The organism is Microvirga yunnanensis, from assembly GCF_025460875.1.
On record NZ_JAMXFI010000129.1, the window covers coordinates 1 to 23145 of the forward strand.

The 23145-nt window shown below is 54.4% G+C and carries 24 protein-coding genes; 10 read left to right on the forward strand and 14 right to left on the reverse strand.

All coding sequences use genetic code 11. The features are described 5' to 3' along the window. A partial coding sequence (locus tag NF876_RS36165) for a DNA topoisomerase (protein ID WP_262272879.1) occupies positions 1 to 967 on the reverse strand: 967 nt, incomplete at its 3' end. A 495-nt stretch (positions 968 to 1462) separates the two neighbouring features. Between NF876_RS36165 and NF876_RS36170 the strand changes: the two genes are divergently transcribed. From NF876_RS36170 to NF876_RS36180, 3 genes are all read left to right on the forward strand, one after another. Next, positions 1463 to 2656, forward strand: a complete 1194-nt coding sequence (locus tag NF876_RS36170; RefSeq protein ID WP_247654317.1) for a tyrosine-type recombinase/integrase — start codon at positions 1463 to 1465, stop codon at positions 2654 to 2656. Positions 2657 to 2671: 15 nt separating this feature from the next. Further along, positions 2672 to 3667 carry a hypothetical protein gene (locus NF876_RS36175; RefSeq protein WP_210807208.1) on the forward strand — a complete coding sequence of 332 codons (996 nt, stop codon included), beginning with the start codon at positions 2672 to 2674 and terminating at the stop codon, positions 3665 to 3667. Positions 3668 to 3801: 134 nt separating this feature from the next. Further along, the gene (locus tag NF876_RS36180; protein WP_210807210.1) at positions 3802 to 4062 is read left to right on the forward strand and encodes a helix-turn-helix transcriptional regulator; all 261 of its coding nucleotides are present in this window, start codon (positions 3802 to 3804) and stop codon (positions 4060 to 4062) included. A gap of 1297 nt (positions 4063 to 5359) precedes the next feature. Here the strand turns inward: NF876_RS36180 and NF876_RS36185 are convergent. Next, positions 5360 to 5923 carry a hypothetical protein gene (locus NF876_RS36185; protein WP_262266083.1) on the reverse strand — a complete coding sequence of 188 codons (564 nt, stop codon included), beginning with the start codon at positions 5921 to 5923 and terminating at the stop codon, positions 5360 to 5362. A gap of 404 nt (positions 5924 to 6327) precedes the next feature. Between NF876_RS36185 and NF876_RS36190 the strand changes: the two genes are divergently transcribed. From NF876_RS36190 to NF876_RS36200, 3 genes are all read left to right on the forward strand, one after another. Then, positions 6328 to 7275: a hypothetical protein gene (locus NF876_RS36190; RefSeq protein ID WP_262266082.1), complete on the forward strand. Its 948-nt coding sequence runs from the start codon at positions 6328 to 6330 to the stop codon at positions 7273 to 7275. 249 nt (positions 7276 to 7524) lie between these two features. After that, on the forward strand, positions 7525 to 8160 hold the full coding sequence (locus NF876_RS36195) for a hypothetical protein (protein ID WP_210807216.1): 636 nt from the start codon (positions 7525 to 7527) through the stop codon (positions 8158 to 8160). A gap of 128 nt (positions 8161 to 8288) precedes the next feature. Next, positions 8289 to 8630, forward strand: coding sequence for a DUF3768 domain-containing protein (locus tag NF876_RS36200; RefSeq protein WP_210807218.1), 342 nt, complete (start codon positions 8289 to 8291; stop codon positions 8628 to 8630). 179 nt (positions 8631 to 8809) lie between these two features. On the opposite strand, the gene NF876_RS36205 is transcribed toward NF876_RS36200, so the two are convergent. Further along, complete coding sequence (locus NF876_RS36205) at positions 8810 to 10456, reverse strand: hypothetical protein (RefSeq protein ID WP_210807220.1); 1647 nt, start codon at positions 10454 to 10456, stop codon at positions 8810 to 8812. Between the two features lie 155 nt (positions 10457 to 10611). Between NF876_RS36205 and NF876_RS36210 the strand changes: the two genes are divergently transcribed. After that, on the forward strand, positions 10612 to 11400 hold the full coding sequence (locus NF876_RS36210; protein WP_210807222.1) for an NYN domain-containing protein: 789 nt from the start codon (positions 10612 to 10614) through the stop codon (positions 11398 to 11400). Positions 11401 to 11450: 50 nt separating this feature from the next. On the opposite strand, the gene NF876_RS36215 is transcribed toward NF876_RS36210, so the two are convergent. The 5 genes from NF876_RS36215 to NF876_RS36235 form a co-directional block, all read right to left on the reverse strand. Then, a complete protein-coding gene (locus NF876_RS36215) occupies positions 11451 to 11684 on the reverse strand; it encodes a hypothetical protein (protein ID WP_210807224.1) in 234 nt (77 codons plus the stop codon). 298 nt (positions 11685 to 11982) lie between these two features. Next, a complete protein-coding gene (locus NF876_RS36220) occupies positions 11983 to 12381 on the reverse strand; it encodes a response regulator (protein WP_210807226.1) in 399 nt (132 codons plus the stop codon). A 10-nt stretch (positions 12382 to 12391) separates the two neighbouring features. After that, a complete protein-coding gene (locus NF876_RS36225) occupies positions 12392 to 12622 on the reverse strand; it encodes a hypothetical protein (protein WP_210807228.1) in 231 nt (76 codons plus the stop codon). A 125-nt stretch (positions 12623 to 12747) separates the two neighbouring features. Then, on the reverse strand, positions 12748 to 12948 hold the full coding sequence (locus NF876_RS36230; RefSeq protein ID WP_210807230.1) for a NepR family anti-sigma factor: 201 nt from the start codon (positions 12946 to 12948) through the stop codon (positions 12748 to 12750). Between the two features lie 314 nt (positions 12949 to 13262). Then, the gene (locus NF876_RS36235) at positions 13263 to 13568 is read right to left on the reverse strand and encodes a hypothetical protein (RefSeq protein WP_262266081.1); all 306 of its coding nucleotides are present in this window, start codon (positions 13566 to 13568) and stop codon (positions 13263 to 13265) included. Positions 13569 to 13665: 97 nt separating this feature from the next. Here NF876_RS36235 and NF876_RS36240 point away from each other — a divergent pair, with 97 nt between their 5' ends. Continuing rightward, positions 13666 to 14061, forward strand: coding sequence for a response regulator (locus NF876_RS36240; RefSeq protein ID WP_009762891.1), 396 nt, complete (start codon positions 13666 to 13668; stop codon positions 14059 to 14061). Positions 14062 to 14120: 59 nt separating this feature from the next. Beyond that, positions 14121 to 14357 carry a hypothetical protein gene (locus NF876_RS36245; RefSeq protein ID WP_210807234.1) on the forward strand — a complete coding sequence of 79 codons (237 nt, stop codon included), beginning with the start codon at positions 14121 to 14123 and terminating at the stop codon, positions 14355 to 14357. Positions 14358 to 14386: 29 nt separating this feature from the next. Here the strand turns inward: NF876_RS36245 and NF876_RS36250 are convergent, their stop codons facing one another. Beyond that, a complete protein-coding gene (locus NF876_RS36250; protein ID WP_210807235.1) occupies positions 14387 to 15148 on the reverse strand; it encodes a Crp/Fnr family transcriptional regulator in 762 nt (253 codons plus the stop codon). Between the two features lie 190 nt (positions 15149 to 15338). On the opposite strand from NF876_RS36250, the gene NF876_RS36255 reads away from it, so the two are divergent. Further along, a complete protein-coding gene (locus NF876_RS36255) occupies positions 15339 to 15590 on the forward strand; it encodes a DUF6894 family protein (protein ID WP_210807236.1) in 252 nt (83 codons plus the stop codon). A gap of 48 nt (positions 15591 to 15638) precedes the next feature. On the opposite strand, the gene NF876_RS36260 is transcribed toward NF876_RS36255, so the two are convergent. The 5 genes from NF876_RS36260 to NF876_RS36280 all read right to left on the reverse strand — a co-directional run bounded on the left by NF876_RS36260 (position 15639) and on the right by NF876_RS36280 (position 22852). After that, on the reverse strand, positions 15639 to 16214 hold the full coding sequence (locus NF876_RS36260; protein WP_210807237.1) for a recombinase family protein: 576 nt from the start codon (positions 16212 to 16214) through the stop codon (positions 15639 to 15641). A gap of 215 nt (positions 16215 to 16429) precedes the next feature. Continuing rightward, positions 16430 to 19312 (reverse strand): type I restriction endonuclease subunit R, encoded by a 2883-nt coding sequence (locus tag NF876_RS36265; RefSeq protein ID WP_210807238.1) that lies wholly within the window; start codon positions 19310 to 19312, stop codon positions 16430 to 16432. Further along, positions 19296 to 20024: an abortive infection family protein gene (locus NF876_RS36270; RefSeq protein WP_210807239.1), complete on the reverse strand. Its 729-nt coding sequence runs from the start codon at positions 20022 to 20024 to the stop codon at positions 19296 to 19298. Before NF876_RS36270 ends, NF876_RS36265 begins: the two co-directional genes overlap by 17 nt. A 9-nt stretch (positions 20025 to 20033) precedes the next feature. Further along, positions 20034 to 21137, reverse strand: coding sequence for a restriction endonuclease subunit S (locus tag NF876_RS36275; protein WP_247654319.1), 1104 nt, complete (start codon positions 21135 to 21137; stop codon positions 20034 to 20036). Between the two features lie 146 nt (positions 21138 to 21283). After that, on the reverse strand, positions 21284 to 22852 hold the full coding sequence (locus tag NF876_RS36280) for a type I restriction-modification system subunit M (RefSeq protein WP_210807241.1): 1569 nt from the start codon (positions 22850 to 22852) through the stop codon (positions 21284 to 21286). Positions 22853 to 23145 lie beyond the last annotated feature (293 nt).

The window sequence follows — 23145 nt, forward strand, 5'->3', positions numbered from 1 at the left end:
GCTCGGATTCAGTGCGAGGATAGGTCAGGTAGCCCTGATCGTAGAGCTCCTGTGCCAGCTTGGCCGTGTGCTGAGGATCCCAGCCGAAGCGCTTGGCGCAGCGGCGGGCGAGAGTGTCTTTCGAGAATAGGCGAGGGGGTGCCCGGCGCACGTCCTTCTGCTCGACACCAAGCGGACCGGACCAGGAAGCGGCTGCCTGCTGAATCGTCTCGGCCACCTGCTTGTCGAGGATCTTGTCCTTTGGTGCGTGCCAGAGAGTGACCTCGGCACCAGCGTCCGTGATGGCGGTTAGAGCTATCTTGAAATAATCTTGCGGGACGAAGTCACGAATGCGCTTCTCGAGATCAGCCAGGATCGCGAGCGTCGGAGTCTGCACGCCACCGAACCGCCAGGGCTGTCTGAAAGCTGGCGGCCGGAGCCTTAAAGAGATGGCGCGCGTGCCGTTGAGCCCCAGGTGGTAGTCCTCATATTGGCGGCACAGGGCTTCAAGATAAGCGGCATAGTCGCGCTCACCCGAGTCGGGCTCCCTGGCCATCGCCGCAAAGGCACGTCGGATTGAGACTTCATCGAGAGCACCCAGCTTGAGGCGATCTACCTGACCTCGATAGCCAAGATGCTCAAGCACCTCCCAAGCAATCATCGAGCCCTCGCGGCCTGGGTCGGTGGCGATGATGACGCGCTCCACGCCCTGAAGAGCTTGCTTGATCGCCACGATCTTTGGCTTGTGCGACTGGCCGGAGCGGTTGGTGCCATATGTAACTGGGATACGCTCGAGCACAATCGGCAGGGTATCAAGGCGCCAAGACTTCCATTCATCCCGAATATTGCCGGGCTCCTCGGCCGCCAAGAGATGGCCCTCGGCAGAGACGCAGACTGTGCTCGGTGATTTGAAGAACCGCTGCAATTGGCGCATGGCCGAAGGCTTCTCGAAGAAGAACAGCGTGCGCGAGGATGATTGGGTGGTCATAACCTACAATCGTGCAATACCATTACAGTTTACAGACCAAAGCGGACGCAAGCCTGCAATCGAGAACGGATAGAGAACACTACTCGCAGTGACATTGCTGGTCAACGGAAGGATCGGACTGGAGGCTGAGCAGCGCTGACAGCACTCTCACACAACCAGAGACAAGACGCTCGCTGATGTCTTCAGAGCCTGCTCGGCAGAAGCAGCGTTATCCAGCCATGGGGATAGGCCGTCACAGTTTATCTAAGGAGCAGCAGCTCGCACTTCAATTCAGTAGCGGAAGTCGAAGCAGCTAAGTTATTGTTAAAGTTGAACAATTGGCGGAGAGGGGGTCCGCCTTGGCTGCATCCAAGCAAGTCTGAGGTCATCCAGAAAACCTAAGTAAAGCAAGGTGTTTAGGAGATTGGGTTGTCCAAGCTCGTCTGTTGAAATGCCACTGCATCCTGTTTATGATGTGGGCTGAAATGTGGGGCATTTGAGTTAGGCGGACAGGGCATGAAGGGGGCAGGCAAGCATCCTGACAAGGCGCTTACGGCCATGCAGGTTCGCAACCTCAACAAGCCGGGGCGCTATGCTGATGGCAATGGTCTCTACCTTGTTGTCGATCCTTCGGGAGCTAAGCGGTGGCTCCTGCGGGTGGTCGTCCACGGCAAACGGCGGGACATAGGACTAGGTGGCACATCTCTCGTTTCGCTTAGTGAAGCTCGTGAAAAAGCCCTGTCCTATCGGAAACTCGCCCGAGATGGCGGCGATCCTTTGGCCGAGAAGCGGAAGGAGAAGCGCGAGATACCGACCTTCACCATAGCCGCCGAGCAGGTCCACGCCGAGCACAAGGCAAGCTGGAAGAACAAGAAGCACGTCGATCAGTGGATCAACACCCTCAAGGAATACGTGTTTCCCCACTTGGGCGAAACTCGGGTCGATCAGGTCCACACGCCCGACGTTCTTAAGGCCCTCAGCCCGATTTGGCTGACAAAGCCGGAAACGGCGCGGCGGGTGCGCCAGCGGATCAAGGCTGTGTTGGATTGGGCCAAGGCTGCTGGTTTCCGATCAGGCGAAAATCCAGTCGAGGGCGTCGAAAGGGGCCTTCCGAAGCAGAATGGCCGCGACAGTCACCATGAGGCCATGCCCTATGGGCAAGTTCCAGCCTTCATCACGAACCTTCAAGCGTCCGATGCCGGTGAGATCACCCGGCTTGCCCTTGAGTTCCTGATCCTGACCGCCTCCCGAACCAGCGAAGTGCTTCAGGCCCGGTGGGACGAATTCGACCTAGATCAGGCGCTTTGGACCGTTCCTGCCGACCGGATGAAGGCCGGGCGCGTTCACCGCGTCCCTTTAAGCGACCGTTGCGTTGAGATCCTGAGACGAGCGAAGGTGCTGGGCACGGACAGTAGTTATGTATTTCCCGGTCGATCTCCTGAGAAACCATTGTCCAATATGGTCTTCCTGATGATGTTGCGCCGCATGAAGCTGAATGTGACAGCGCATGGCTTCCGCTCGTCCTTTAGGGACTGGGCGGCTGAGGCAACCCACTTCCCGCGGGAGGTCGCGGAAATGGCTCTTGCGCATACAATCGAGAACAAGGTCGAGGCTGCCTACCGCCGAGGGGACCTTATGGAAAAGCGCCGAGAGATGATGGCGGCTTGGATGATGTTCTGTACAGATCCATCAAAGCAGGTTCAGTCTTAAAACATGGATACTGAAATGGGTCGCACAGAAAAGACTGCCGAGGGCCAAGTCATTTCAAGCTGGCAAGAAATTGTCCGCTTGCTCAATAGGGAGAACCCGACGAAGCTCGATCCCTCAGCAGAAAGCTTTACTGAATATGCATGGGATAGGTTCGATGCACGCCATGTCCTAGACCTTCTGCTTTCCAAGGAGCCATCCTATCATGGTCATAAGGAGGTCCTATTCGCCGGTTTCTGCGCGTGGGTTGTTGTCACCTCACAGCGTCAGGATATCGTACAAGATAGTATGGCTCTCCAGACTTTAAAAATTATCAAGGACGAGGAAAGCAACGTCCCGAAGATGTTGCAAGCGTATCCAGTGCTAGTGGATTTCTATATTCGCCTAATCCGGATAGGCTCGGACTTCTTCCAAGATATCTATTACCCGATTGGTGGGATCGGTAGGCTCATCAGCTCTCCCTCTGTTGGCTCTTTAGAAGAAAGTCTTAAATCTCGGGTGAGCGGAATACGATCCGTGATTACGATCATGGAGATCACTCACTATCATATCGCTGAGCTTAAACACACCGGGAAGCATCGCCCGCCAAGCTTTAATGCAGCCTTCACGATCATCGACAGTCTTTCCGAAGCGCAGAAGGATAAGAAGACCGATACGGAAAAGCCAAAGCCAAAGATACACCTTCGCCGACGTAGCCTGATCAATCATCGAGACTACTATGAAGGGCAAATCTGCCTTTTGTACGCGGCGTCATCAATCAAAGTGATGCCGGATCGATCTCTTCTAGACTGTATCCTTGAAGGAGTCGCAACTTGGGAAGAGCACGGCCACCTGCTGCCCGAATGGATCGCCAGAGCAAAATTCGCCAATCAGGTAATCCTCTCCGAGATAGCAACCGTGGACGTTGTGCAAGCGAATGCAGTTTACTTGCCCAAGATGGAGCAAAGTCCCATCCCAGTGCCGAACCTCCCCGCTGCAATGATTGAGAAAATCAGAGAAAAATATAGACGATAAGGCAAGTGTGCAGATCTGAATTGCATAGGTGCATTTGCTGATTGCACAGTGCAATTTCATTTTGCAGAATTTCGCTACTCCGGAGGGATCGGTACGTCTCTTGTCGTCCAATAACGGACGGTAGAGACAGCAAAATGATCAACAACCTTCCTAGTCCCTCATGGCACCCGAGACCTCCAGCAGAGGCTGATCTCGGCGACGAGGGATATTACCGCCTGAATGCGATTATCGGCTCAAAAGGGCTTCTCCCGATATCAAGATCCACTTGGTACAGTTGGATTCAGCAAGGAAAAGCGCCACCGCCCGTGAGCCTTGGTCCACGTATTGCAGCGTGGCGGAAGTCCGACATACGGAAGCTTCTCCAAAGCTTAGATCCGAAACAGGCGCAATCGTAGCTTCTAGGATCATAGATGAGGCGGGAGCGTCCATGCTCTAAGGCAACGCTCCCGCCCCAATCAATCACGCGGCAAAGCCGCATTCATAGCAAATCCCACAACTGCGAGCCCACCCGACCAATTCTTGGGTTACCTAAGAATTCGCTGATAATGCTCGCCTTTTCGAGAACTCAATATGTCAAACAATAAGCGCAGAACATCCAAGCAACTCGGCCTTGCTTCCGAGAGGGCGAAACGCGCCCAAACTGCGGACGAGGTGGTCGCGGCTGCAGTCTCATGCCGACAGAAAATTCAGCAAATCGATCTGCGGTTCCGAGGCAAGTTTTGCCGATGGCTGGGGCACACCTACGACATCGCGTTCCAGTTTCTCCACAACGATGAGGCTTGGCGCAAATTCACTAAAGATGATCATTGGAAGGGCCGACGCCAACGGCCTACGAACAGCAAGAAAGGAAGGAGCAAGGTCCTCATATGGACAATGCGATACGTGCTTTTCGATGGCCAGAATGAAAACTACAGCCGCGCCTACATCTATGCTCGTGGCTTGCAGGCATTCTTTGACAAGGGTGTCAGGCCCGAAAGGATTTCGCGCCTTATTAGTAAGAACGGGGGCATTGAGTCCCTGTATCGTAAGGCAGTTAAGAAGTCGAAAAGAAAACGAGCCCAAAAGGTGTTAGATCACACAATTTCAAGTGATCATAAGCGCGATCAAGACACCAAGCGGGCGACTAAGTTGGGTGCGAAGCAAAGCCCGATCCGGAGTTCAATTGTTGCTGAGAGCCCGTTTGATAATAGGCTGAAACCGCAACATGCAAGGGCTCCCAGCAGAACCGACCCACGAGATCTTGGGCCTAAAGTGAATTCTCAAACGGGCTCTGAGAGTATGGAACGAGGGAACGATCTGCCTTCGACTCCCCTCGATGAGAAAGCGCATGACGTTCTGAAGGACTTGGACCGGCTGAGAAGTGCGGTCGTGGCCTATTTCCAGAAGTGCGCTGAGGACGGTCTGAGATGATAGTACATCAAAGCTGACCATATGGCCGTGTGCCTGAACGAAACAGGCGAGCCGCGACAGGCCGGGCTCGGCAGCACCGGGGGGCTTGCCTTACCTCAGTGCCGATAAACCCCCTAGCGGCCCCGAAATCGCATTGTATGGGTATTGGTTTGCTCGGCTGGTATCGGCTGTGAGCGTGGCTCGGCGAGTAGGTCAACTTGAGCTGCTAGACAGACCATTGTGGTGATTAGCCGATCTCCTATCGGGGGTCGGCTAATCCGCTAGATATAGAAATGGGTCTATCTATGCCGCCTTGTCCCGAAGCTCCGTTGCCGAGCGGGGCAGAACGAGAATTTCTGCTTCTCCGACCCAGCCACGCCTTAATGCCTTAAGGACATACCCGGTCACGTAGTTCGGGTCATGTGTGATTGGTACAGCATCGATGCGAAACAGGGCGCTGTCCGCTGTCACATAGTGGCTTTGCTTCTCGTCGAAATGGGTTGCAAGATCTTCTTTCATCCGAGACCAAGGCGGGATCACCACATCCGCGTGCATATGCCGACCGTCGTTGACCGTTACGTCACGCAGGGATTGCCTCTCCGAGCTTCCTTTGGGGACAGGGTAGTCCGGGCACGCGATCCAAAGTGGAAGCTCATTAATCTCATGTGACGCAGGCTTCCTAATGATCCGAGTGAGGGACTTTCCGTACACTCGTTCCAGCTCTCGTTCCATCTGCCGTTTGACGTTGCGGTGTGATCCGCCAATCGGCTTAAACATGAACGTCAGCAAGTATCCATCCCATCCTGCGTTGAGACGATCTGTTATCATTTGGCTATAGCCGTTGATGACGTGGGTTGTGTGATACATTGGACATACCTTTGTTGTTCGATGGGTATGTGCTGGTTGGGGGTGTGGGGTAGTGGGCTATGGTCTGGTGGTTCATTTGGGTACAGCAGTCCATATACTGACCCCGTTTCCGGCATCCGCATCTGGTAGGGATTAGGCAGGGCCAGCCTCGTTGGCGCATCCAACGCGACCGGCTTGCTGCGATTCACAATTGGTATTTACGCGAGCACTTGCTTCTAGCTCGGCCTGAGACGGACCCGACATGTCTGCCTCGCAGACCTGAGTTCGACTATATCGATCTTAGACTTGCCACGCAGTTCGCTTGACATGACTATTGTGGGCTGGGCTACGACGCTGAACCTTTATCAGCAGCGGTATGTGCAGTGCATTCAGATCGGACCGAACACTGGGCTCATTTCAGAAGAGTGGTTCAACCGGCCCTAGCTCTGGCCCCGATCACGTTTCTCGATGACATCGCGAACAATCTCGAAAGCGCCGGTGTTCAGGACGCTGTCGCTCGGCGCGATTCAGGTCCTATCTTCGACTGGTTACTCACGCTCTTTCAGCTTCAAGGGATCAGCGATGCCGTCGCCTTCTCCTACGCCGAGAGGCACGGAAGTGTGCGTTGGTCCGAAATTCGGGTTAGGCTCAAGGATGATCCGGCCTGTCATCGCCTCAAAAGCTACTGGCACCTCTCGGGGTGCGGCTACAAAAAATCAGTGTTGACCTGCTCCGAGCCTCACCTTCTTCACGACTGCCCCTTGCCGCAACATCCCTTACGAAATGGACGGCTCAATCAGGCGGCTTATTCGCTATTCCTTTTTATCCGCGATATCTGTGAAGGCGACCTCGTCGGTTGGATCGATGATCGACTACAGCAGGCCGACCCGGGAGCCGAGGACCCGCATCGAGCGGCGGTTCTCCGCGAGGCCCTGCTTTCTCCTCTTGAGAACATCTACGGGGTTGGCCGCAAGCTCTGGTCGATGGCCTTAGCCGACCTGCTTCTGGCGGGGGATCCAAACCGAGAACGATGGCGAAATACCGGGAAAATTTTTGTCGCCGTCGATTCTTTGGTGCATTCGTTTTTGCATCGAACAGGCGTCCTGCACCGCTTCGGTTGCGCACACGAGATCGGACCAGCCTGCTATTCGGCGGCAGGCTGCGCTAGCCTCATCGAGGGTTTGGCGCAGCGGATGGATCGTCCTTCTGCGAGCCCGCGCTTCATTCAGCACTCGATATGGGCATTTTGCGCTGCTGATGGCCACAACATCTGCAACGGAAACCGGATCAACGATCAAGCCCGTTGCGATTGTCGATACTGCCCGGTTTTCGACGATTGTGACAGAGTTAGCCTCAGGGGTGTGCCTGACTAAGCTGCGCTTGACAATAAGACTTTAATCCTATATACTTTTAGGGCCGGGGTCAAATTGGGCAAGCTTTTGGCCTAAAATCAGCGACTTTGACCCTGCGCCTGTGGTAGAAACTTATAGGGCTATAAATGAAACAAAGTTATACATACCCGCGCCCGTCGGCCGCGCGGCTCACGCAACGAAAGCCGACTATCACCTTCAGTCTCCCCAACAGAGCCCTTTCCGGGGCTCTTTTCTTTTGGGGAGAGTCCCATGCGAAATGAGAGCCAAAACCCCGAGCCAACAGGGGCCAGCGCAGTCGCTGGTGAACCTGGGCCATCAATGCTCGTATTGTTTCATAGAGATGAACGCGGCAAAGGGCACGCAGGCAGCTTTGGCAGTGCTGATGCGGAGCTCGCCCTCAAAGCAGCCGCATTGATGGGCGTGAAGATCCTGCGCCTAACCGCAGATCAGCAACAGGCGCTGCCCGGGAAATTGCCTACTGGCAAAATCTTTAGCTCGTCACAGAAGGCGCTACTGCCGTTCTGCAACCGCCTATTGATTGAACAGCTTGAAGCGATGGGCGGTGAAATCCCTGCCCAAGGACCAGAGGCTATTCAACCTGCCCTCAACCAAGCGCCGATGCCAGACGCTGAAGTCAGCAGTTCCGGAGACACGGCAACACCAACGACCAATCCTTCGTCATGGGACGCGATCACGGTTGGCAGTGTAGTTTTGGCTAGCGAGGGCCATATGGATGGCTGGTATGAGGCGGTGGTGACAGACGCCAAACCAAACGATCTGTTTATACTTCGCTGGCGTGATTGGCCTGACTTGCCGACCTTTGTGCGAAAGCGTGGGCACTTGAGCCTGCTACCCCCTTTCGAGGCTGCCGCAGCCCCAAAATGAAGCTCGCGGGCGGCCTTTGCGCTGCCCGGGGCTACCCTACCAGCCGACACAGTGCCAAGCGCCCCTGTGAGCCTTACAGCCGCTTGCAGCGATTTAACCCTCAACAGCCAAAAATCAGGATACTCATCATGGCTCATTCAATCGGCCAGACGGCTGCGCGTGTGTGCGACCTCAATGACCAACTACGCAAACACCGCATTGGCGGGCGGGTGGTGATGACCCGAGGTATTGCTGCCTTAGGCAACGAGATGGTGCTGCGCATCGATCAGGCGGTCAGAGGCTTCAATGCCTTCAGCCCTGACAACGACCCTTATGGCGAGCACGACTTCGGGGCTGTGCGGGTCGAGGAGCATATGGTCATGTTCAAAATCGACTACTACGACCTTGACCTGCAATACGCTTCACCCGATCCAACCGACCCGAATGTAACCTGTCGGGTAATGACCCTTATGCTGGCAAACGAGTACTAATGACGCCGATGAACCGTTGCGTGTCGCTCCCGCAGGCCATGATACGGCCAGTATCGTCGAGTGCGGCAGGGTGGATTCGCATTGCGACGCTTCAAAAGCAGGGTTTCGTAAAGGCAGGTACACGAAACTTGAGCTTCAAACCCGGATCATCGGACGACAGGCGCTCCACCGGAACCACATTAAAATTGCAGTTTGGGATAAACCGCTCGAAGTGCCTTTTCGTAATCGTCGATCTCATACCGCAGCACAGGGTCAGACATAGCTATGAGAGTGGCAAGCCGTGCGCCATAGTCTCTGTCTCGCCCGTGTCGGCCACCATTGATGATTGACGCAACTAAGAATGATCGCATCTGACCCTGAACCCCTTCGCGTCCAAGGTTGCGAATTCCACCTATGATGACGTCGTGCATCTCGAGTGCGAATTTCTCATTAAGTCTTTTTGATAAGGCTATGGTTGCCATACACTGCCCTAGAGCTAGTGCAGCAGACGCCGGGATCGTACCGTCTCTCATTGTGTATGCATCCGGAATGACTCGGTTCGGGGACTCCTCCGGCAAATGCTCGACAAGTTCGACCCAGTCACGAACTGTCCTGAGAGCTTCATAAATCAGCCTAGCGGAACGTGTGGGAAATTCGTCGGAAAGATCGATCCGAGGGCTTGACGTATCATATCCCTCTTCGAGTTCACGGACGATCAAAGGTAAGTAGAAGAGCCACATATGGTATTCGATGCCTTGGTGTGCGGCGGCCCTAACCATAATGTCGAAGAAGAAAATTCCTGCGAATGTTGGATCTTGCCACTGCTCATTATCAAAGTTGTCGCTCCGGCCATTAAGTTGAACAAAATATTTCGACGGGTGATCAGGTCTCATATTCGCCAGAACGTAGTCGCCAATCGGCTTCCAGACAGAAAGATCAATAGCGGTGTTGGCGTCTGTGAATAGGTAGTGAAGCAAGCGATTTGACTCGGGCAGAGAATAGCACCCTCCGTATGACACACTCTGATTATGCCTAAGCTCATGGTAGAGAATGCTGGCAGGGTCGGCGAGCAACCCCTGAAAGTAGCCGGCTGCAAAGTCGTGCCTGTCGAAGGAGCGGAGCTTCAACAGAGAGAGGGCAGAATAAGGGCGCATCTGCACGATGAACCGCCTAAGCTCCACGGACCGCAGCAACACACGAGCAATTTCCCGTGCGGCTTCCTCCGCTTTTCCTTGAGAGGGAATAAGAACGGCCATATCCCCAAGCCGCCGCTTTGCAAAAGACATGATGCGCTCAGCTAGCGGACTCTTTGTCTTCGGCTCTTCGAGCCTCTTCAGAAAGTGTTTCGGATCGATGACGTTAAGTCCCGCTAGATCCAACAGCCGGTAGTGCAGGCGCTGGAAGAACAGCCTTCTATGCATGGCCCGGTCAATGAGCGGCAAAAAGGGCTCAACCAGCTTCAAAACCTCGGCGAAGCGGCGTTCATAAACAAGATCATCAACGAGCCGAGACAACGTGGGCAATAAGCTGGCACCGGGCCGCGAATAGCGATGAATGAGCCACGCGGCTCCCATCCAGGCCAGAACAACGAAAAAGGCGAGTTGGGGAGGCGTAAAGCTTTTGTCGCCTGGAAAGTAGAGCCATTCACAGGCCCGACCGAGGGCTTTAGGGCATGGCTGGCTGACGAGATCGAAGAACTCGAGATAGAGGACGAGGATCAGTGCGCAGATTGCCACCAGCAACTGGAGACGCAGCCCAAGATTCGCCCGCAACTTTGCAACGGATGGAACAACCGCATAGATCGCGGCAGCCAATCCTAGAAACGTCAAAAAACCGTCGAGCGTCATGGACGCCTTCTCCCTAGGGCCATATTTCCACAGAGGATTGCAGGTAATACAGCAAATATTTCAAGCGGCTATTGATTGCTCATCCTCAACATGTTTGAGCCTATTCATGGCCCTAAATCCCGTCTGAGGGCATACACCCGGTCGAGGTGCACAACATGGCCGAAGACACGCGCCCCCGCCGATTTGCTGTCCTCATTGATGCGGACAATACTTCTCCGCGCATTGCGGCCGGGCTTTTTGAGGAGATCGCCAAGTTTGGCGAAGCAAGCGTCCGGCGGATCTACGGGGATTTTTCAGGGCAGCGCCTGAAGTCGTGGGTGGAGATTCTCCAAAAGTACGCAATAGACCCCTATCAGCAGTTCGCTTACACGACTGGTAAGAACGCATCTGACATCGCCCTCGTGATTGACGCGATGGACCTTTTGCATGGTGGTCGGCTTGATGGGTTCTGCCTTGTCTCCTCAGATAGTGACTTCACGCGCCTTGCATCCCGTCTCCGGGAGCAAGGTGCCGATGTCTATGGTTTTGGGGAGCAGAAAACCCCTGAAAGCTTCAGGCAGGCGTGCCGTCGATTCATTTATACGGAAAACCTGCTGCCTGAGGTTCAGGCCGCTGCTCCCGAAGAAGGCTCATCCGCCAAGGCTCTTCAGCCCCCTACTGCGGCCATTCCCATTTTGAACAAGGCCATCGCCCAGATGGATACCGAGGATGGTTGGGTGGCGTTGGGCGCTGTGGGAAAACGTCTCGTAACTATTGCCTCGGACTTCGACCCACGCACGTATGGGTACAGGAAGCTCAGTGATCTTGTCCGGAGGACAGGGGCTTTCGATATCGATCAGCCAGAGGGACGGGCTATGCGGATTAGGGCAAAATCGACCCCTCGAAACAAGCCTGGATCCAAAGCGCCTGCTAGACCACGGACCCAGCGGCCACCCTCAGCTTAAGAGCCGCATAAAGGATCGTGTTATGCGTTTGCTCTAGTTGAGACCTGATCCTACGGCACCTTCCTTGTAGCAGCGGCGACGGCTCGCACCTTGAGGCTTTCGACCCGACGATGCCGCGAGGCGCGGGCCAAGAGCTTGGCCTCCAACAGTTTGCCATCCGCTTCCAGCTCAGCCGCCTTAGACGCCAACGCAGCGGCTTCCTGTTCCTGATTGACCGCTGACGTCACGAGCTTTTCTGGGTCTTTGGCAGGTCGTTTGCGACCTGAGGAGTGATCGTCAGCCACGGCTAGCCTCCATCCCTTTTAACTGAACCCACCTGGAGTGCGGAATAAGACATCCGAGGGCTTCCTCCGCTCCACGGATCCATCCGACATGTCCGGTCTGCCACCATGCTGCGAGGCCGAGCAGGAAGCCTTCGATTGCCAGCGGAGCCTGCATAGCTAATCCGCGTTTGAAAGATGGCTTCCACGGGGTCAGCAGGGGTCGTCTCGCACAGACGGGCGGGCTGCTTGGCCACGTTGATGTAGAGGGCAGCACCCGAGAAGACGGCGACAACGAGCACAAGCTGGCCCCTGAGCATGTTCAAGCCACAGGTGGCTGCCGGGTGTGCACGGCTTTCTCCGCTTCGACCAGCACATCGAGGCCGCGCCACGGCTTTGGCATGAAAGTGACGTAGTCCGGCAGGTCGTCAGACAGAGCGCCGGGATCACCCGACGTGAGCACGATCCGGATCGTTGGCCAGAGCGCGTAGGCTGCCTTAGCCAACTGAACCCCGTTCATCAGACCCGGCAGGCGGATGTCGGCGAAGATCATCGCTACCTCACCGCCATGGTTCTGAAGGTAGGCCAGAGCCGCATCGGCACTCTCGACCTCTACCACGTCCAGCTTGGTCTCCTCCAGCAGGGCGCCTGCGAGTTCGCGAACGTCCGGATCATCTTCGACGATCAAGGCCACACGGGGCTCAGACTGCATCTGCTCCATGTCGGTTCTCCTAGATTTCGATCTGACGCAGGATGGCAGCAAGCTGCTCCGGGATGAGTTCATAGCCGCAGTTGCTGAGAGGGCTCTGGCGCTCCTCGGTCGGGACGCTGTCAAGCACTTCGCCGATGGTGGTTCGGAGCGCATCCTTTGTTCGCGCGGCAGCCTTGCGGGTCGCGCCATAGCTAGATCTCTGCTGGAGGCTCAGGTAATGGCATCCATCGGGTCGCGACAACCACCGCATGGCTAGCGTCAATCCAAATCCCTCGGTGCGGCGACCAGTGTCCAATGACACGGTCATTCCACTGCGTGAAGATAAGCACAGGAGTGCCGTCGCGAGGGGCTGTCTGCATTGGCTCCCATCGCATTCTAGGACCCCATTGAGTGCAGCCGCTTTTCAAGTTGCTCCAGCAGAGCAGACAGGCGCTGAGGCAACGGCTGATCGAAAGTATCCTGATAGCGGGAGCGCAGATCACGCCCGATACTCGCCCGCAGCATGTCGTCCCAGAACTGCGGGTTTAGAGAATTGCTCTCGGTCTTATTTGAAAGCTCGCGTGCAATAAATTGCATGATCCAGCCTCAGATGGCTTTCTAAACTCGTCTACGATGCCCGAGCAATCAGTCGGGGGCGAAATTAACGTAGGTTAACAACCTATGAGAGAGTCGTGGGTTTCAGCTAAGCAATAAGTTCGTGAGATGCAGTTATGAGGGAGCTGAACAAGCAAGGTGGCCCAAGACCACTGGTCATCAGTATTTATTCCGCAAGACAAGAATGGATACTTACGAATGTTCTCCTATGACCAGCGGTGGGTTCTACCTTGTGAAAGCTGCCCAAAGCCTACGAAGCCGACAGGGGGCAGAAACAAAACGAAGCGTTACTGCGCTTAGTTTCCGCTCGCATTGAGGGCAACTTGCTGAGCGACACGCTCGATCAAAGCCTCCATTGCTTCAAGGTCGTGCTGCTCCACTCCATCGCGGGAGATGCGCAATCGCGCGTTTGGATCTTTGTCGCGGGTCGCAATGCGCACGAGGATCGCGCAGCCCGGGAACAGGGTGGCGGCGCCTTCACGCACCTGCTGGAATAGGCGCTCGGCGCGTGGATCGAGCGACCCGCCCTTCACCTTAATCCGTAGGCTGGTCAGGTAAGGGCGGGCATTCCAGTGGATTTCGACGATTTCAGTCACAGGCACCTGTCAGATCACCAGATGCGTTGTTAACGGCCAAGGTTAGGAGGGGTTCCGAGGTGGTCCAAGGAACCAAGTCCCTCTGCCTGCCGTTCCCGCATCCATGAAACCGCGTGGTCCTATTCTCAACCAGCCTATCGTCCTTCTCGTCGAGGACGAGCCGCTCGTGCGGCTGACGCAGGTCGATATCCTGCGAGAGGCCGGATTCTGGGTCCTTGAGGCTCAGGATGCCGATGAAGCGTTTGAGATCTTGAAGGAACGGCCCGAGGTCAGCGCCGTCCTGACGGACGTTGATATGCCCGGTTCCCTCGACGGCTTCGAGTTTGCACGGCTGGTCGCACAGGGCTGGCCCGAGGTTGGGGTCCTCGTCATTTCAGGCAAGGCATTCCCGGATGAGGGTGACCTCCCGCCCTCGGCGACCTTTATCCCGAAGCCGGTCTATCCGAACGTACTGGTCGAACAGATCGAAGCCTTGATGAGCCCGTCAAGGGCAGCCTGACCGCCGTCGCTCATGAGCACTACGATGGCTAGCCTCACGGCTGAGCGAGGAAAGGCGTGATGCCCTACAGCCTGCACAAGCTCGCGCCGGGAAGCTACGATCTTATGCTCAATGGTAAGCTCATTGGAGGTGTCGTGAAGAACGGCCCGAGAGCGGCGACGTGGACAGCGGAGCTGCTGGACGACGTCCCGCCCGAGACAATGCCAGCGCCCTTCACGAAAACTGAGCACAAGTTCCCCACGCTCGATGCCGTTCTCGCGTGGCTCGGAGGCGCGGAAATCAGGGAAGATGACTGAATAGAGCCAATCCAGCCGACCGAGGCAGTTTATGCGGCGGCCTGATCAACCTCCAGGTGAAGGTAGATCGGGTCGAACTCGCCTGCTTCCTTCAACCTGTCCCAGTCAGGAACGTTCAACCGGTCGCCTTTCAAATCGATCAAACCGTCAGCCCGCATTTGCTGGAGAACCCGGTTAACGTGCACTGTCGTAATGCCCATGGCATCTGCGAACTCGCCCTGCGTAATTGGAAGCTCACAGGCATGGCCCTCCACCAGACCAACGGCTCTCAGGCGCACTAGCAACTCGCAAAGGACATGGGCCATACGATTGTAGGCTTCGCGGCGTCCGACATTAGTCACCCATTCCCGGAAGATGGCCCCATCGATCAGGGTCTCGCGCCAGAAGGCTGCGGCGATGCGAGGATAGCGGGTGCAAAGGTCGCGCAGGGCCTCATGCGGGATGAACCCCACCCGGCATGGAGTGAGCGTGCCGATGCTGATGTCCAACACCTTCAGGTGCAGGCTCTGCAAATCGGGAATGTCACCGGCAATGCCGAAGGACACGATCTGGCGCTTGCCGCCTGCGGTCATCTTGTAAGTCGCGGTAAAGCCGCTCAGGATCACGCATGACCGGGAGGGCCGGTCGCCCTCACGCACGATGTCTTGATCCTCCTTGATGACGGCAAGCTGCATTGGCAAGTTTTCGAGCGCCTGCCGCTCGTCATCGGTGAGCGCGAAGATGCTCTCCAGCTTGCGGATGAGGGGATTCTCTCGCGAGGAAATAGAAGCGGAGTGGAAAGAAGCGTGCATGTGACACTCCTCCTGTAGCAGGCGGGAGCACACGTCTCTCTCAGGTATCAGCGCCTATGTTCGGTTGCTGACAATGATTTATATCTAGCACATAGATAAATTTATTCAATAAACCTATGTTATTTTCTCCTTGAAGCATTCGATTTAAGCAATAAAACTCAATTCGTCTTTGCTTTTTCAGGGAAAATTCGTGCCTCGGTTCTATTTTGACGTGCGCGAGGGGACGAGCTTCACCCTTGATGAAGAGGGCCTTGAGTTCGACAGCCTTGAGGCCACCGAACGCGAGGCGGCAACTACTGCAGCCGAGATCGGACGGGACTGCCTGCCGAAGGGTGACGCCCGTGAGGTCACGGTCGAGGTCAGGAACGAGCACCACCAGCGGGTGCTGACCGTCAAAGTCAGCATGGAAATCGACCGAGTGGAGCCTCCGCCACAGCACTGAGCTTGATTCTTAGCTTAGAGCTTCCGGCAAAGGAAAGTGACGTCCTGCTCACTTAGGCTCAGTCACATTGGCTGCTTTTTGCCCATTTCCCAGTATGCGATACACCTGCATACGGGAGCAGCCGAGAGTTTTAGCGATAGCCGCCGGGCCATGGCCTTTACCGTGCAGGGCTAAGACTTTTTCATGGTCCAACCGTCGCTTGCCACCTTTGTAACTACCTTCGGCTTTCGCCTGCTCAATGCCGTCGCGCTGCCGTTCCTTGATAAACCGTCGCTCCATCTGAGCGACCATGCCAAGCACAGTCAGCACGATATGGCCCATCTCCCCTCGAGTTGAAACATGCGGGTCGAGCACGGTGACGAAAGCTTCCTTTTGCTCGCACTCGTGGATCAGGTTGAGGACATCGCGCGTGTCTCTGCCGAGCCGATCAAGGCGCGTAACCACAAGCTCATCGCCGGGGCGTAGGAAGTCGAGGATCGTCGCCAGTTCGAAGCGGCCATTGCGGCTAGCGCCTGACACCTTTTCTGAACGGATGACTTGGCATCCCTCAGCTTTAAGCTTTGCAAGCTGGATATCGAGATCTTGGTCGGTAGTGCTGACGCGGGCGTAACCAATGCGGGCCATGCTGTAACCTCAGGGTTTAAGCCCGACCGTAGCAGCGTCACAAATAGTCGCGTCAACCCAGATGTTACAATAAATCTGCTGCCTGAAGTGACGTTACCACAGGGTATACCCCGATGTGGCACGATGGTGTTGTGAGGGGCGACACGAAAGTAGAACTACGGCCTTTCATTCGCATAGGGTTGGGCTCGGTGAGGGTGAATCGCCCTCCCGTACCCTCAAACCTCCCCAAGATTGTCCTCAAAGGTGTGGATGAGGGATGTCATCCGCTCGATAATGCGGTCTACAATCTTTCGTCTTTCAAGAATCTTTGGCCTCTCGACAAGTGCGTTGACGACATCGTCACGGAGCGGCGTATGCCCAGTAAAATTGAAATGATCAATTAGTCTGTCGAAGCGCTCACGATCTAGTCGTTCTTGCACACAAAGATTGGCAATTGCCGCATCGCGCTCTTGCTCCCAGTAGGCCCTGAAGCTTGTTTCAATATCTTCCCCTGCGCCAATCTGAGGCATATTCTGTTGAATGAACTTTTCGATCAACTCGCGCTTACTTCGGAGCTGTGGTTCCGACGTTACTATGTCGAGGATGTCAGCTACGCGCTTCTGCTTGGCTACCGCATCTGGGTTCTCCGTTAGCTCCTCGTCTGTCAAGTTGCGGAGGAGTTGCAGGATGTAGGCAACATTCACCTTGTCATGGCGGATCAGCTCTAGCTCAAAATCCACGTCGTTTATGATCGATACTGTCCCTTCCTCTGTGGCCTTGCGGGTCAGGTCGTGAATATCGAGATACTTGCTCTTAAAATCGTCAAACATCTGACTATCCATAGCAAGATCGGCCCAATCAAATTCGGCGAAAACTCCCAACACATTCCTTATCCGCGCAAGTTCGCGAAAGGCTCGTACGAAAGCCAGTCGCTGGTTCTCATCCTCAAGTGCATCGACACTATCGACGGTGGGCGTCAACGCCATTAGAACGGCGGCGCAGGCGTTAAACCGCTCGACATAGCTGTCGTATGGATCGATTAGGACTGTTTCGTTGGCTGCTTTGTCGGCGAAGAGCGCAAGCGCCTCATCAGTTGCAGATTTAAGGTTGCGGAAAGAAACGATATTTCCCTGCGATTTAACCTCATTAAGAATGCGGTTAGTCCGTGAATAGGCTTGGATCAGGCCGTGATACTTAAGGTTCTTATCTAGATAAAGGGTGTTGACCTTCTTCGCATCAAAGCCTGTCAGGAACATTGCGACGACGAGAAGGATATCGACGCGGTCCTTCTCGCTAGCATTTTCACGCTCACGTTCCTTGATGCGTTTTGCAATATCCTTATAGTAGTTGTAGAAGCTCAGACTGTCCTTCGTAGTAAAAGCCGTCCCATACATTGTGTTATAATCCAAGATGAAGCTGTCAAGCTTCTCCCGGCTATGACGATTAGCGGGGGTGTCTGCAGCAATCTCGAAGTCGGGTTCGCTGATCAAGCCATTGGCGTCCTTATCATCCTCATTGGTGCCGTAGGTGAAGATGGTCGCAACTCGGAGATCATGTACACCTAACGCCTTTTTTGCACGGAAGAATTCGTAATACTGAATCAGCGCATCGACACTTCCAACCGCAAGGATTGCAGTGAAATCGCGATTGTGCGTTTTTCGGGCATGGTTTGAGATGATCCAATCTACTACGCCTTCTATTCGATCGGGGCTCTCAAAGAACTCACGAGTATCGATACCAGCGACCTTCTCGTCAATCAGGCTGCCGTCGCGACGACGCAGCTTGCCCCAGTATTCAATCGAGAATCTAAGAACATTTTCGTCACGGATTGCGTCAGTGATGACATAGCGGTGAAGACAATCACCGAACAAATCTCTGGTTGTCCGCGCGATTGCCTCGCTTTTGTTGGCATTAAGCTCAAAGATCGGAGTCCCAGTGAATCCGAACATCTGGTAGTTAGTGAAGAAGCTAGTGATACGCTTGTGGGTCTCGCCGAACTGGGAGCGGTGGCATTCATCAAAGATGAATACAATCCGTCGATTTGCGAGCGGAGCCATTTGCTCAAGAAAGTGCGATCGGGATATAGCAGCATTGAGCTTCTGGATCGTTGTGACGATAAGCCGTGTGCTGTCAGTAAATTGTCGGACAAGCTTATGTGTGTTGTTTGTACCGTCAACGCTACCATCGCTATAGGCATTGAACTCGCGCGTTGTTTGGTAATCCAAATCTGCGCGATCGACTACGAACACCACCTTGTCCACTTCTGGCATCTCCGTCAGAATTTGGGATGCTTTGAAGCTAGTAAGCGTCTTGCCCGATCCCGTGGTGTGCCAGATATAACCACCCTTAATACTGTTCTTGACGCGGTCGATAATCGCTTCGACTGCGTAGAATTGATAGGGCCGTAGGACCATTAATTGCCGATCGCCCTCATGAAGCACCGTGTACTTAGCAATCATTTTGGAAACGTGGCATTTGTCGAGGAATGTCTCGGCAAAATCGCTTAGCTGGTTTAGCGGCTTGTTGTCCTCCCGCGACCAAGTGAAAGTTTGTTTGAAGCTTTGCTTGCGGTTATTAGCATAGTAGCGGGTGTTAACGCCATTCGATATTACGAAGAGCTGTATATACTGAAAAAGGCCACGCCCCGCAGTAAAACTGTGCCGGTGATAGCGGTTAACTTGATTAAAAGCTTCCTTTATCTCCAGCCCACGCCTCTTCAGTTCGATCTGGATGAGAGGCAGACCATTAACGAGCAAGGTCACATCGTAGCGGTTCCGGTAGCTTCCCTCCTGTGTAATCTGATGTGTCACCTGATAGCGGTTCTGGCACCACTCATGGGTGTTCAAAAATTCGATGTAGAGGCGGCTACCATCTTCGCGTGCAAGTTCGTACCGATCGCGCAACGTCTTCGCTCGCTCGAACACATTACCTCGATCGAGATGGTTAAGTACCCTCTCGAACTCGGCGTCAGTTAGGACAACCCTATTATGCGCCTCAAGCTGGATTTTGAGATTTGCAATCAACTCTGCATCATTCTGGATCGTGATGCGGTCCCAGCCAAGCTTAACCAATCGGTCGAGCAAGCTTTCCTCGAGTTGGGCTTCAGTCTGCGTTACCATAGACCTGCTCATTAGTGTTATCATTCTCGGCTAAGGTGTCCTGATAGCTCTCAAGCTCGAGCACATAATCCTCATAATAGAGTCGGTACAGTGCGTCGCTGTAGAGCAGCTTGCCGTCAAGCGGGTAACGCCGATCAAGATCGTCATTAAATGCAGGATTGTCGTCGTAATGGACCAGAGGGATTCCACTGGGGAGGAGTTCATCTTCGGACGATTGTTGGGTCTCGGGTCCGAGCGTGTCCGTGCGTGCGCTAAGCGCAAAGAACGACTGAAGCATGTAGAACGTGATCGCGTCAGTCATCTGGAGACAGAGCCGAGCGAAATCGCTCGTGCTATCCTCGACCTTCGGAACAGCTTTGCCATGTGAGATGTCCCCTCTAGCGTTGCGCAATGCACCCAGCGAATGAGCCAAGCCGCTGACTCGATTCACAAAATGTTCCTCGATCACATCGTCATTTGCCTTGAGCAATTTTGCGGCAGATTTGACCAGAGGTTCGACGTCTTTTTTATCGAGCTCTTCGCGCTTTGCGGACTTATCCAGTCCAAGGATGATCGTTTTGGAGATGCCCTCGATCAACGATTTACATGTTTCGATACAAATGTCTGGATGGTCGCAGATATTGCGCCGAGCCTTGCTGAAGAGAGGGAGGTAGTAAGCGCAATCGGGAAATTGTCCCTGATTGGCTTTAATCAACTTAGACGCACGCTGCATCGTTTGGTCCTAAACATACATCTGCTGCAGAAGGCCCTTCTTGAACTCACGCATACATTTTATTTGCGTAGAGACTGCAGCAATCTTGTCGTCGAGTGCGCTCAGAAAATCTGCAATTTTCCGTTGTTCGTCTGGATGGGGGAGTTCAATGATCAGCTTCGATAGGTTTGACTTCGAGACCCCCAGTACCGAGATGCCTTGTGCGACGCGCATAATCTGCTTGCGCAGACCCCATGTCTGAAAAAGATATCCGGGAAACCCAATTTCCAGTTTCCCCACCTTGGGACGTGCAATGTAGGTATGGAGACCTGCGACTAGTGATTTCGGCCGAACTTCCAAGATCTCGATGGCCTTGCCGATATCTGCGTAGTCCTCAGATGCATCGACGATTACGACATCTCCGAGTTGACAATAATTATCTTCGCGCATCGGTTGGGGCATTGCCTCGGGCTTTATGAACGGCGCTTTTGCCTCGCTTTGCTTAAACCGTGCAGCGAATGCTGCATGAATATCGCCATAGTGAATGTTCTGAACCTGACCACCTGTGTCGGTCAGCATGTCACGTGACAGATTGTTAGTTCCGACCCAGTCGAAAATGTCGCCGATCGTGCATGGCGTCCAACCTGGAAATGCCGAGCCGTCGGCGCGAGTAAACCGAACTTCACGTGAGAAAATCCGCTGCATCGCGCCCCGCTTGTAGCGCGTAAATGCACTGCGTTGCCGGTGCAGCAGATCGATGCGTTCATCTACGAGGGCAAGGAAATCGGCAATCTTCTGTTGTTCAGCGAGCGCTGGGAAGCTCACTGGAATTTTCGCAAAATCCCGGTAATATAACCGCAGGCGGTCGCTCGTAAGTCCATACGAGTATGCCCAGAGCAAGTACAACGAGCGGTCACGCTTGAACCACTGTTCAAAAAATTGCGGCGATATCCCCGGCTTTGGCGATAATACGACGTAAGCAGGGCTGACCATGCAATCCTCTGGCGCTCGCCCGACGGCTCCCTGCCACATGCGCATCATATTATAGACTAGGTCATTTTTAGTGGCCCGAAGATTTGAGCCATCCTCTGCGTCGCTGCTTATCTCTCGTTCGAGACTGTCCCGGGGAACCATGCCTCGGTCGATCGTCACTGAATAGAGTGGAAGCCCCTCCTCACCCCGGGCTCGACCTTGGCCGAATGCATCTCCGCCGCGCCTTTCAGTCCAGCCTTGGCTGAACTCCGGAAAGCGCAATCTTGGACCTCTAGGGCTCACCTTAGTCACAGCGGAGTCTCCAGCCCGAGTTCTGCACAGAACAATGCGATGCGAGAATCAATCTCGGCGGTGCTTACCTTTAATGCGTGCAATTCGCTCGAGACGGATCCAAGATCAATCGGCGGCTCCTCCTCGAAAATATCGACATAACGAGGGATATTGAGATTGTATTCGTTTTCTTCTATTTCACTCAACGGTGCGAGATAACTGTATCGTTCCTTCGCATCCCGTCTGCGATACGTTTCGACAATTTGATCAACATCCGAGTCACGCAGTACGTTCTGGTTCTTTCCTTTTTCAAAATGTGCACTTGCGTCAATAAACAGGATATTGCCCGAGTCCTCACGGCACTTCTTGAAAACCAACACACATGTCGGAATGCCTGTGCCATAAAAGATGTTTGCGGGGAGGCCAATTACTGCGTCGAGATAGTTGCGTTCAGCAATTAGAATCCTGCGAATCTCGCCTTCCGAGCCTCCACGAAATAGTGCGCCGTGAGGCAGGATCACCGCCATTGTGCCGTTATCGGCCAGATGATGAACCATATGCAGTACGAATGCGAAATCCGCCTTAGATGCGGGTGCAAGGCGGCCATAGGTGCTGAAACGATCGTCGGTTGAGAAATGCGGATTCGCACTCCAGTTCGCCGAAAAGGGAGGGTTAGCAACGACAGCCTCGAATTTCATATGCGTATGCTGAGGCCGTTCGAGTGTGTCTTCTTGTTTTAGATCGAACTTACGATAGTGCACGCCATGCAAAATCATATTCATGCGAGCGAGATTGTAGGTCGTTCGATTGAGTTCCTGCCCATAAAAGCCGCCAACCTGCCTCATTCCCACTTCACGGGCGACCCGCAGCAGTAGAGAGCCCGAGCCGCAGGTCGGGTCATAAACGGTTTGTAGGCGATCTTTGCCGGTGGTGACGATGCGAGCGAGGACGGTCGAAACCTGCTGAGGGGTATAGAACTCGCCAGCTTTTTTGCCCGCGCCGCTAGCGAATTTGCCGATTAGATATTCATACGCATCGCCTAGCACGTCGCTGTTAACCTCGTGCAAGCGGAAGTCGAGCGTGTCTAGGCGGCCCAAAATTCTGGCGACGAGGGCGTTGCGGTCACTGACGGAGCGGCCGAGCTTGGTCGAGCCAAGGTCTAGATCCTCGAATAGATGGTCAAAGTCTTCCTCGCTTTCGGCACCCATTGTGGATTTTTGGATGTTTGCGAGAATTCGGGTGAGATCATCGAGGATGAAGTTGTTGCCCTTCTGCATTGCCCGAGCGGCAATCGTGGCGAATAGCTCTGATGGACGCAGGAAATAGCCAAGCTCATCCACGGCTTCAGTACGGATGGCGTCGAGTAGCTCTTCTCCTTCTTCGGTGCCCTCGCGGATGTCCATGAATTTAATCCCATCTGCTGACAGGACATCATTGGCGTATAGGTGCATTCGTTCGGACAGGTACTTAAAAAAGATAAAGCCCAAGATGTAATCGCGGAACTCGTCCGCATCCATCTTGCCCCTCAGATCGTTGGCAATCCCCCACAGTGCCGCTTCCAGCCTGCGCTTCTGCTCGTCTGTCATGCCTCGCGCCTACCCCTCGATTCAAATTATCTGTGTCCTAAACTAGGCGGTATTCCCTTGCATCGCCTTTCTAACCGCCGCAAGAATTTTAGCTTAGGTAGTTTGCTGATGCGCAGACTTCCGATTTGATCGTGTGCAAACAGGCCACAGGCTACCATGCTCTCGCATAATGTGCTGGAATAACAGAGCAGAACGTAGGGCCTAATCAGATATGCTATGGCGCTGACACTCTAGCCTGAGAGGAAGAGGGCTGATTCCAACTTGGCCATATGTCCAACAAGAGCCAGATTAGC